12 protein-coding genes and 1 riboswitch are annotated in these 9,786 nt (G+C 68.5%); of the genes, 9 read left to right on the forward strand and 3 right to left on the reverse strand.

The annotated features are described in order from the left end of the window. The first annotated feature begins 43 nt into the window (after positions 1–43). On the forward strand, positions 44–676 hold the full coding sequence (locus tag EPN51_RS25215; protein WP_293048275.1) for an NUDIX hydrolase: 633 nt from the start codon (positions 44–46) through the stop codon (positions 674–676). Here EPN51_RS25215 and thiE read toward each other — a convergent pair. Further along, positions 648–1,298 carry a thiamine phosphate synthase gene (gene thiE / locus EPN51_RS25220; protein WP_293048328.1) on the reverse strand — a complete coding sequence of 217 codons (651 nt, stop codon included), beginning with the start codon at positions 1,296–1,298 and terminating at the stop codon, positions 648–650. The two genes, EPN51_RS25215 and thiE, sit on opposite strands and share 29 nt — an antisense overlap. 69 nt (positions 1,299–1,367) lie before the next feature. Beyond that, positions 1,368–1,492: riboswitch (TPP riboswitch) on the forward strand. 1 nt (position 1,493) lies between these two features. Between thiE and thiO the strand changes: the two genes are divergently transcribed. The 4 genes from thiO to EPN51_RS25240 all read left to right on the forward strand — a co-directional run bounded on the left by thiO (position 1,494) and on the right by EPN51_RS25240 (position 4,376). After that, complete coding sequence (gene thiO, locus EPN51_RS25225) at positions 1,494–2,516, forward strand: glycine oxidase ThiO (protein WP_293048331.1); 1,023 nt, start codon at positions 1,494–1,496, stop codon at positions 2,514–2,516. 100 nt (positions 2,517–2,616) lie between these two features. Then, positions 2,617–2,814, forward strand: coding sequence for a sulfur carrier protein ThiS (thiS, locus tag EPN51_RS25230; protein WP_293048278.1), 198 nt, complete (start codon positions 2,617–2,619; stop codon positions 2,812–2,814). Continuing rightward, a complete protein-coding gene (locus EPN51_RS25235; RefSeq protein ID WP_293048281.1) occupies positions 2,807–3,598 on the forward strand; it encodes a thiazole synthase in 792 nt (263 codons plus the stop codon). Before thiS ends, EPN51_RS25235 begins: the two co-directional genes overlap by 8 nt. 10 nt (positions 3,599–3,608) lie before the next feature. Next, the gene (locus tag EPN51_RS25240) at positions 3,609–4,376 is read left to right on the forward strand and encodes an SGNH/GDSL hydrolase family protein (RefSeq protein ID WP_293048284.1); all 768 of its coding nucleotides are present in this window, start codon (positions 3,609–3,611) and stop codon (positions 4,374–4,376) included. A 3-nt stretch (positions 4,377–4,379) separates the two neighbouring features. On the opposite strand, the gene EPN51_RS25245 is transcribed toward EPN51_RS25240, so the two are convergent. Then, positions 4,380–4,901, reverse strand: a complete 522-nt coding sequence (locus EPN51_RS25245) for a serine/threonine protein kinase (protein WP_293048287.1) — start codon at positions 4,899–4,901, stop codon at positions 4,380–4,382. 89 nt (positions 4,902–4,990) lie between these two features. Further along, on the reverse strand, positions 4,991–5,521 hold the full coding sequence (locus tag EPN51_RS25250) for a serine/threonine protein kinase (protein ID WP_293048290.1): 531 nt from the start codon (positions 5,519–5,521) through the stop codon (positions 4,991–4,993). A 338-nt stretch (positions 5,522–5,859) separates the two neighbouring features. On the opposite strand from EPN51_RS25250, the gene EPN51_RS25255 reads away from it, so the two are divergent. Genes EPN51_RS25255 through EPN51_RS25270 form a run of 4 tightly spaced genes read left to right on the forward strand, consistent with a single transcriptional unit; the run spans position 5,860 to position 9,655 of the window. Continuing rightward, positions 5,860–6,207: a CD225/dispanin family protein gene (locus tag EPN51_RS25255; RefSeq protein ID WP_293048293.1), complete on the forward strand. Its 348-nt coding sequence runs from the start codon at positions 5,860–5,862 to the stop codon at positions 6,205–6,207. A gap of 15 nt (positions 6,208–6,222) precedes the next feature. Further along, the gene (locus EPN51_RS25260) at positions 6,223–6,648 is read left to right on the forward strand and encodes a DUF2752 domain-containing protein (protein ID WP_293048296.1); all 426 of its coding nucleotides are present in this window, start codon (positions 6,223–6,225) and stop codon (positions 6,646–6,648) included. A gap of 53 nt (positions 6,649–6,701) precedes the next feature. Further along, positions 6,702–8,186, forward strand: a complete 1,485-nt coding sequence (locus EPN51_RS25265; RefSeq protein WP_293048299.1) for a M28 family metallopeptidase — start codon at positions 6,702–6,704, stop codon at positions 8,184–8,186. Then, a complete protein-coding gene (locus tag EPN51_RS25270; protein WP_293048302.1) occupies positions 8,183–9,655 on the forward strand; it encodes a M28 family peptidase in 1,473 nt (490 codons plus the stop codon). The genes EPN51_RS25265 and EPN51_RS25270 overlap by 4 nt, the downstream gene beginning before the upstream one ends. Positions 9,656–9,786: the final 131 nt, after the last annotated feature.

A 9,786-nucleotide genomic window follows, 5' to 3' on the forward strand; every position in this document is an offset into this window, starting at 1 on the left:
GCGCCGAAGGCCGCAAAGAACCAAGTCTGCCTATCCTTGATCCGTGCAGGGCGACGGTGACGGGTGGGTGATATCCGACAGCGGCGCCCATTATTGGGGCAGGTATGGCGCGGCGGGTTTGCTGTTGCGGGCCCCCCAACCCGATGGCACGCCCGCGGTGCTGCTGCAGCATCGCGCGGTGTGGAGTCATCAGGGCGGGACGTGGGGATTGCCGGGAGGGGCCCGGGACAGCCACGAGACGCCCGAGCAGACGGCGGTCCGGGAAGCGAACGAGGAGGCCGGCCTCCTCGCCGAGCGGCTCGCCGTGCGCGCGACCGTGGTGACGGCCGAAGTCGCCGGGATCGGCGGTACGCAGTGGAGCTACACCACCGTGGTCGCCGACGCCGATGAGCAGCTGCACACCGTTCCCAACCGGGAAAGCGCCGAGATGCGCTGGGTGGCCGAGAACGAGGTGGCCGACCTGCCGCTGCATCCGGGCTTCGCGGCCAGCTGGCAACGGCTGCGTACCGCGCCGGCGTTGTTGCCGCTGGGCCACGGCGACGAACGCCGGCGGTACCTGCCGCGCACATTCGAGATCGAGACTGGGGTCTTCGTCTGGTGCGTGCCCGGCGAGGCCGACCAGGCACCGTCGCAGCTGAGCCGCCGAATCAGCTCGCTGCTGCAAGCGCCGAACTGAGCCGCCGGGCCGCCGCCCGCGGGTCGGCGGCCGCAGTGATCGCTCGCACCACCACGACGCGGCGCGCGCCGGAGTCGAGCACCTCGGGCAGCCGCTGCGCGTCGATGCCGCCGATCGCGAACCACGGCTTGTCGGCCCCGAGCTCGGCGGCGGTGCGGACCAGTTCCAGCCCGGGTGCCTCGCGGTCCGGTTTGGTGGGCGTGGGCCAGCAGGGCCCGACACAGAAGTAATCCGCTTCGCTGAGTGCCGCGGCGGTGGCCTGCTCGGCGCTGTGGGTGGACGAGCCGAGCAGCACCTGGGGCCCGACGATGTCGCGGGCGATGGCCAGCGGCAGGTCGCCCTGCCCGAGGTGGAGCACATCGGCGCCGGCCGCGCGCGCGATGTCGGCGCGGTCGTTGACGGCGAACAGGGCACCGTGCCGGCGGGCCGCGTCGGCAAGGATCCGGCACGCGGCCAGCTCGTCACGTGCCTCGAGCGGTCCGAACCGCTGCTCTCCCGCCGACCCCTTGTCACGCAGCTGGATGATGTCCACGCCGCCGGCCAGGGCGGCGTCGGCGAACTCGGCCAGATCGCCGCGCTCGCGGCGCGCGTCGGTGCACAGATACAGCCGCGCGGTGGCCAGAACCGAGAGTCGTCTATCAACGGGACGCTGCACACCGAGACGCTAGCGCGCTAGCGTGGAGCCCGGAGAACCACCAGACACGGGAGTCCCGGGAGCGGGGCTGAGAGTGGGCACAGCCGCAGCGACGAGGACCTGCCCTTACCGTCACACCTGATCCGGATCATGCCGGCGAAGGGAGGCTCGACAATGACCAGGATGCCTTCGGGGGCACCGCTGGGGTCGCTGGCCGTCATCGGCGGCGGTGTCATCGGCCTGGCGGTGGCGCGTCGCGTCGCGCAGGCCGGGTGGTCGGTGCGGGTGCACCGCAGCGGGGAGCGGGGCGCGTCCTGGGTCGCCGGCGGCATGCTGGCTCCGCACAGCGAGGGCTGGCCCGGCGAAGAGCGGTTGTTGCGGCTGGGTCTGGAATCGCTGCGGCTGTGGCGCGAGGGCGGTTTCACCGACGGCCTGCCGGCGGAGGTGGTCACCGCCCACGAGTCGCTGGTGGTGGCCGTCGACCGCGCCGACGTCGCCGACCTGCGCACCGTCGCGGACTGGCTGTCCGCGCAGGGACACCCGGTGGTCTGGGAGTCGGCCGCCCGTGACGTCGAACCCCTTTTGGCGCAGGGCATCCGGCACGGCTTCCGGGCGCCCACCGAGTTGGCCGTGGACAATCGGGCGGTGCTTCACGCGCTGGATGCGGAGTGCGAGCGCCTCGGGGTGCGGTGGGCGCCGCCGGTGCACGACCTGTCGGCCGTCGACGCCGATGCGGTGGTGATCGCCAACGGCATCGACGCACCGGCGTTGTGGCCCGGCCTGCCGGTGCGCCCGGTGAAGGGCGAGGTGCTGCGGCTGCGGTGGAGAAAAGGATGTATGCCGTTGCCGCAGAGGGTCATTCGCGCCCGAGCGCATGGGCGGCAGGTGTACCTGGTTCCGCGCGCGGACGGGGTGGTGGTGGGCGCCACCCAGTACGAACACGGGCGCGACACCGCCCCGGTCGTCTCGGGGGTGCGTGACCTCCTCGACGACGCATGCGCGGTGCTGCCGGCGCTGGGTGAATACGAGCTGGCCGAGTGCGGCGCCGGGCTGCGCCCGATGACACCCGATAATCTGCCATTGGTGCGTCGCCTGGACGCGCGCACGCTGGTCGCCGCCGGCCACGGCAGGTCGGGGTTCCTGCTGGCGCCCTGGACGGCGGAACAGATCGTCTCCGAACTGGCACCGGTGGGAGCACACCAATGATCCGCGCTGCGACGATGCAGAGCGAAGCGATGAGGAGGAGCGGCGCCAATGATCCGCGCTGCGACGATGCAGAGCGAAGCGATGAGGAGGAGCGGCGCCAATGATCGTCGTGGTCAACGAGAAAAGGGTCGACGTCGACGCGCACACCACGGTGTCCGCGCTGCTCGATTCCCTGGGATTCGGCCCTCGCGGCGTCGCCGTGGCGATGGATGACGCGGTGCTGCCGCGATCGCGATGGGCGACAGAGCTTTTCGACGGTGCCCGACTCGAGGTGGTAACGGCGGTGCAAGGTGGCTGACTTCAAACTGACGATCGCGGACCGCAGCTTCGCCTCGCGGCTCATCATGGGAACCGGGGGAGCCGGCAACCTGGCGGTGCTGGAAGAGGCGCTGGTCGCGTCGGGCACGGAACTGACCACCGTCGCGATCCGCCGGGTCGACGCCGAGGGCGGCACCGGATTGCTCGAGCTGCTCAACCGGCTGGGCATCACGCCGCTGCCCAACACCGCGGGATGCCGCGGCGCGGCCGAGGCGGTGCTCACCGCGCAGTTGGCTCGCGAGGCGTTGAATACCGACTGGGTCAAGCTCGAGGTGATCGCCGACGAACGCACACTGCTGCCCGATGCGATCGAATTGGTGCGGGCCGCAGAGCAATTGGTCGATGACGGGTTCGTCGTTCTGCCCTACACCAACGATGACCCGGTTCTGGCGCGCCGACTCGAGGACGCCGGATGCGCGGCGGTCATGCCACTGGGCTCGCCCATCGGGACCGGGCTTGGCATCACCAATCCGCACAACATCGAGATGATCGTCGCCGGGGCAGGCGTTCCGGTGGTGCTCGACGCCGGAATCGGTACCGCCAGCGACGCCGCGCTGGCGATGGAATTAGGTTGCGACGCCGTGCTGTTGGCTTCCGCGGTGACCCGGGCTGCCGATCCCGCCGCGATGGCCGCCGCGATGTCGGCCGCCGTCACCGCCGGCTACCTGGCCCGGCGGGCCGGGCGGATCCCGAAGCGGTTCTGGGCCCAGGCTTCGAGCCCGCGGCCGTCGACGATGCGGGCCGCGCAGGAGCCGGGCAATTGAACCTGAGCCGATGAGTCGTTATGTCGCACTGGGCAGTTCGATGGCCGCAGGTCCCGGTATCCGGCCACGCGCCGCGGGGGCCCCGCGGTGGTCGGGCCGGTCCGCGCGCAATTATGCGCACCTGATCGCCGGGCGGTACGACTACGACTTGGTCGACGTCACCTTCTCCGGCGCGACCACCGCGCACGTGCTCGCCGATCGTCAACGCGGCGCACCACCGCAAATCGACGCGCTGGACGGCTCGGAGAGCCTGGTCACCGTCACCATCGGCGGCAATGACGTCGGTTACGTTCCGCTGTTGATGGCCGCTTCGCTGCCGCGCCCGCTGCGGCGCCTGCCGCTGCTGGGCGACCGCATCCGCGAACTGCTGGATCGCGATGCGCGAAATCAAGCCCTTGACGCGGTGTTCGAATCGCTGTGTGCGGTGGGCCGTGCGGTGCGTCAGCGATCCGCCGGGGCGCGAATTTTCTTCGTCGACTACCTGACGATGCTGCCGCCCGCGGGCGTGCCGGCCGCACCGCTGTCGCCCGCGGACGCCGACCTGGGCCGGCATGTGGCCGCGACGCTGGAAAGGATGACGGCCGCCGCCGCAGCGGCAACCGGCTGTGAAATCATCCGCGCCGCCGCGGCCGGCCGCGAACACCACGCGTGGTCGGTCGAGCCCTGGACGACGCTGCCGGCGCGCTACGGTGTTCCGCTACCGGGTCGCCCCGCACCGTTGCACCCGAACCCCGCCGGGATGCGCGCGGTCGCGGAATTGATTGGGGCTCAACTGTAAACGTCAGCCGTTGGTGCGCCACCACTGGTAGAGCGCGTTGACGTCGGTGTTGGACGAGGTTAGGTGGCCCAACACGTTTTTCGCGTCGTTGGTCCAGGTCAACGTCGCGTAGTTCTTGTAGGTGCCGCAGGCGATCTGCCCGCCGGTCTGGCCGTTCTGGCGCCAGGTCCCCGGTGACTGCCCGGCGTCCCCGCAGGCGGCCAGGGCCACGTCCTTGATGGTGGAACTGAACGCCGCGCCCAGGTTCGTGCTGTTGGAGAAGAGCGCGTAGGCGCCCGAACCAGGTCCGCCGGCATCGGAGCTCTGCCCGCAGAGAAGCTCGGCCAGTTCACCGGTTTCGGTCAGCTCTTGCGGCTTGCAGTTGTTCAAGCCGTAGCCCTTCGACAGCGAAGCGGCGAGCGTGTTCATGTCCGTCGCGCTACCGGTGTTGGGTTCCGCGGTCGCGGTGGCGCTGCCCGCTAAAACCAAGCCGCCTGTGAAAGCTGCGGCCGACACGACGCGCAGCGCGGTGATCAGATGTGACATTTTTGACTCCCTGCGGTTGATGGAAATGAAGAGGGGTGAACGAATTTCGGTTGGCGGTGGAGGGAGTGGTTGCGGTCCGGGCGGGAACGTCAACCGTTGGCGCGCCACCACCGGTAGAGCGCCGCAACGTCGGTGCCGGACGCGCGCACGTAACTCAGCGTGTTTTTGGCATCCGTCGTCCAGATGATCTCCGCGGCGTTTTGGTAAGTGCCGCACGCCGCCTGCCCGGCGCTGGCGGCCGAACCGTCCTTGTGCCAGCTGGACGGCGACTGGTTGCCGTCCCCGCACGGCGTCAGGACGTCCTCCTTGATGGTGGCCCTGAACGCGGTGGCCAAGTTGTCGGCGTTGGTGAACAAGACGTACTTCGCCTGCGCCGGTCCTTTCGGGTCGGGGCTTTGCCCGCACGCGAGCACGGCCAGTTGCGTGGCGCGGTCGATGTTCTGGGCAGTGCAGTTGTTCAGGCCGTAGCCCTTCGACAGCGAGGCCGCGAGCATGTTGATGTCCGACGAGCTACCGGTATTGGCGGGGTCCGCGGTCGCGGTCACGCCGCCCGCGAACGCGAAACCGCCCGTGAGCACCGTTGCCACCGCCGCTCTCAGCGCGTTGCTGAAATCAGACATGAATGGCTCCTTAACGGCCGCGGCTAACACGGATATTAGGGCTATGTCGTGGTAATGCAATACCTTCCGGCGGCAATTATCTGTCAGGGCATTACTTCCCGCCCTGACCTGCAAGGCATGAGGGCGACGGTGGCCGTGCGCGTTTCACCGCGGTGGATGTCGAATGATGTTGGGACCGGGCCGCAATCGGGCCTACGCACCGCGCCCAGGTGCAGCGAATGCGTCGCGGCCACCGTTGCAGACACCAGATTTTTTTCATTTGCTAGTGCCGACGCGAGGCTGAGCGGGTATGGTTAGCACCGCTTTACGCCAGCTAACTTCCCTCGACTGGAGAATCCATGACGCAACCGCCGCCCCCGCCCGGTTACCCGCCTCCGCCTCCGCCTGGATATCCGCCGCAGCCGCCCGCCGGCCAGGCGCCGAATAACTATCTGGTGTGGTCGATTTTGGTGACCCTGTTCTGCTGTCTTCCATTCGGGATCGTGGCGATCGTCAAATCCAGCCAGGTCAACGGGTTATGGGCGCAGGGCCGCTACGCCGAGGCGCAGGCGTCGGCGGACACCGCCAAGAAATGGGTGATCTGGTCGGCGGCCATCGGCGTCGTCGTCGGAATCATCTACGTCATCCTGATGTCGCTCGGCGCGCTGAACACGGACACCAACGCGGCGCTTGCCGCGATGTTCTAAGCCCGGGTCTCGATCATGGTGACCCGCCGGGGGGCGGCGCACGCGGGCTTGGGTGCACCACTGGTGGTGGCCGCATCCACGACGTTGATGTGCGCCGCCATCTGGGTGGGTGACCCGACCACCCCGAACGGCCCGCTGCCGGTATGCCCGACCAAGGCGTTGCTGGGGATCGACTGTCCCGGATGCGGCAGCCTGCGCATGCTGTATTCCCTCATGCACGGCAATCTGTTGGCGGCGGCCAGGTTCAATGCTCTGGGCCTGGCGGCGGTCGTGCTGTTGGTGTGGGCGTACCTTGCCTGGACCTATGGGCACGTGGTGGGGCGGCGGGTCCGCAGTTGGCAACACCGTCGCTGGGCCGCCGTCGTGACACTGTCGTTGGTGCTGGCGTGGTTCGTGGTGCGCAACATCCCCTTTGCGCCCTTCACCGCGCTGTATGTCTGATCCCGCCGTGTCCTGATTCCGGCCGCTTGGGCCGCGGGTCTAACCTGGGCGCGATGGTGAAAAAATTCACGACGTTGCCGGCGGCGCTCGCCGTGATCGCCCTGACCGCATTCTCAACCGGTTGCTCCCACCGGTCTGTGTCGGATCAAACGACGGGCGCGGCCGAGTTCGCGTCCGCGTTGCGCGGCAAGGTGACGGCCGACGCGATGATGGCCCACCTGTCCAAGCTGCAAGACATCGCCAACACCAACCACGGCACTCGGGCGGTGGGCACCCCCGGATATGAGGCCAGTGTCGACTATGTGGTGAATATCCTGCGCGCCAGTGGATTCGATGTGCAGACCCCCGAGTTCTCGGCGCGAGTGTTTCACGCCGAAAAGCCGGAGGTGACCGTCGGCGGCAAGCCGGTGGAGGCGCGTGCGCTGGAGTTCAGCCTGGGAACCCCGCCGGGCGGGGTGAGCGGCCCACTGGTCGCCGCACCGGGCAACAGCCTGGCGTGCGCGGCCTCGGACTACGGCGATCTCCCGGTGCGCGGTGCGGTGGTGCTCGTCGATCGCGGCACCTGCCCGTTCGCTCAGAAGGAAGACGTCGCGGCGCAGCGCGGAGCCGTGGCGATGATCATCGCCGACAACGTCGACGAAGAACAGATGGGCGGCACGCTCGGGCCGACCACCGAGGTGAAGATCCCGGTGCTGAGCGTGACCAAGTCCGCCGGAGTGCAGTTGCGCGGGCAGCCGGGACCCACGACGATCAAGCTCGATGCCAGTGCGCAAAGCTTCAAGGCCCGCAACGTGATCGCGCAGACCAAAACCGGGGAGGGCACCAACGTGGTGATGGCGGGTGCCCACCTGGACAGCGTGCCCGAGGGGCCGGGGATCAACGACAACGGATCGGGGGTTGCCGCGGTACTGGAAACCGCTGTGCGGCTGGGTAGTTCGCCGCCGGTGCACAACGCGCTGCGATTCGCCTTCTGGGGTGCGGAGGAGCTCGGGCTCATCGGGTCGCGGAACTACGTGGAGTCGCTGGACCTGACGGCGCTGAAAAGCATTGCGCTGTACCTCAACTTCGACATGCTCGCATCGCCGAACCCCGGCTACTTCACCTACGACGGGGACCAATCGCTGCCCATGGACGCCCGCGGCCAACCGGTGGTCCCCGAAGGCTCGGCCGGCATCGAGCGCATGCTGGTCGCGTACCTGAAGTCGGCCGGCAAGACCGCTCAGGACACCTCGTTCGACGGCCGCTCCGACTACGACGGATTCACCCTGGCGGGGATCCCCGCCGGCGGGCTGTTCTCGGGTGCCGAGGGGAAGATGTCGGCGGATCAGGCGAAGTTGTGGGGCGGGGCGGCCGACCAACCGTTCGACCCCAACTATCACCAGAAAGGCGACACCCTCGATCACATCGACCGCACCGCCCTGGGAATCAACGGCGGCGGGGTGGCCTATGCCCTGGGTCTCTACGCCCAGGACCTCGGCGGACACAACGGAGTCCCCGTCATGGAAGACCGCACCCGCCACGTCCTCGCCAAGCCATGATTTCCCGCCTGCGCGCAACGCTGTTGCTGAGCTCGCTGCTCGTGGCCGGTTGTTCGTCGCCGCGGTCCGGGCTGCCGACCGCGACACCCGATCTCGCGCACAGCCTGGCCCAAAAGGTGACCGTCGAGGGCATGCTCACCCACCTGCGCGCCTTGCAGACCATCGCCGACGCCAACGGCGGCAACCGCGCGGATGGCACGCCGGGCTTCAACGCCAGCGTGGACTACGTAGCCAGATCCTTGCGCGACAAGGGTTTTGACGTACAGACACCGCAGTTCGACCGGCTGTACACCGTGTCTTTGGGTAAGCCCGCGCTGACCGTTGCGGGCCGCACCTATCCCGTCGACCAGGCCTCGTTGCTGGTCCAGACGCCGCCCGGCGGAATGACCGGGCAGCCGATCCGGCCGGCGCAGCCATCGGGTTGTGCGGCGAAGGATTACCCGGCCGTGGTGCCCAAGGGTGCGATCGCCGTCGTCGACGACGCACGCTGCTCGGTGGTCGACAAACAGAACAGCGCGGTGGCCCGGGGTGCGAGCGCGCTGATCGTGCTCAGCGCCCCCACCGGCCGGGGAGCGCCACCCACCTTGTTCACCCCCGGCTACTTCAAGCAGCTGACGGTGCCGGTGGCCGTCGTCAACCCCTACGGCGCCGCCGCGCTGGCCGGGGCGACCGCACCGATACGGTTGGTGCTGGATGCACAGCACATCAAGATGACTTCCCGAAATATCTTGGCGCAGACCAAGACCGGCTCACCGCATGAGGTCGTGGTGGTCGGTGCGCATCTGGACGGCTCGCGCGCCGGACCGGGTATCAACGACGACGGTTCCGGGGTGGCCGCGGTGTTGGAAACGGCGTTGCAGCTGGGCCCGCTGGCCCCGGTGAACAACGCGGTTCGGTTCGTGTTCTGGGGAGCCGAGAAGGACGGGCTCAATGGCGTCATGGAGTACGTGTTCGGCATGGATCGCGATCAACTCAACGACATCGCGTTGTATCTGAATTTCACCATGCTGGGTTCGGCCAACGCGGGGTTCTTCACCGACGATGGCGACCAATCCGGCCCGCCCGCACCCGGCGTTTCCGCTGCCGATGTCCCCGAAGGTTCGGCCGGCATCGAGCGCACCCTGGCCGGCTACCTGAACCTGGCCGGCAAGCGTGCCGCGGACATGCCGCTGGACACCAGGGCCGACTACCACCCCTTCATGGTCGCCGGCGTCCCGATCGCGGGGATGACCACCGGCGCCGCACAACCGAAAACCACCGTGCAGGCCCGATTATGGGGAGGCCAGGCGGGTGTGCCCTATGACCCGAACTTTCAGAGCCCACGAGACACCGTCGACAACATCAACCGGGAGGCGTTGGGAATCATGGGTTCCGGCGCCGGATTCGCTGTCGGCAGCTACGCGGTGTCCATCGGCGGGGTCAACGGGGTGCCGCCCCACGACAAGAGGCACCGCACCCGGATGCCGTAGTGGCGGATTGTCGGTGTGATGTCTCAGGACATGGGTGACAGTTCTGTATCAGGACATCGGTGACGGTTTGTGTGTCAGGACTTCGGTGACGGTTTCCCGGGGTTGGGGCGTTGGCCGCGGGGTCTTCCGTT

Origin of the sequence: Mycobacterium sp., assembly GCF_004298145.1 — a bacterium.
Lineage (GTDB): Bacteria > Actinomycetota > Actinomycetes > Mycobacteriales > Mycobacteriaceae > Mycobacterium.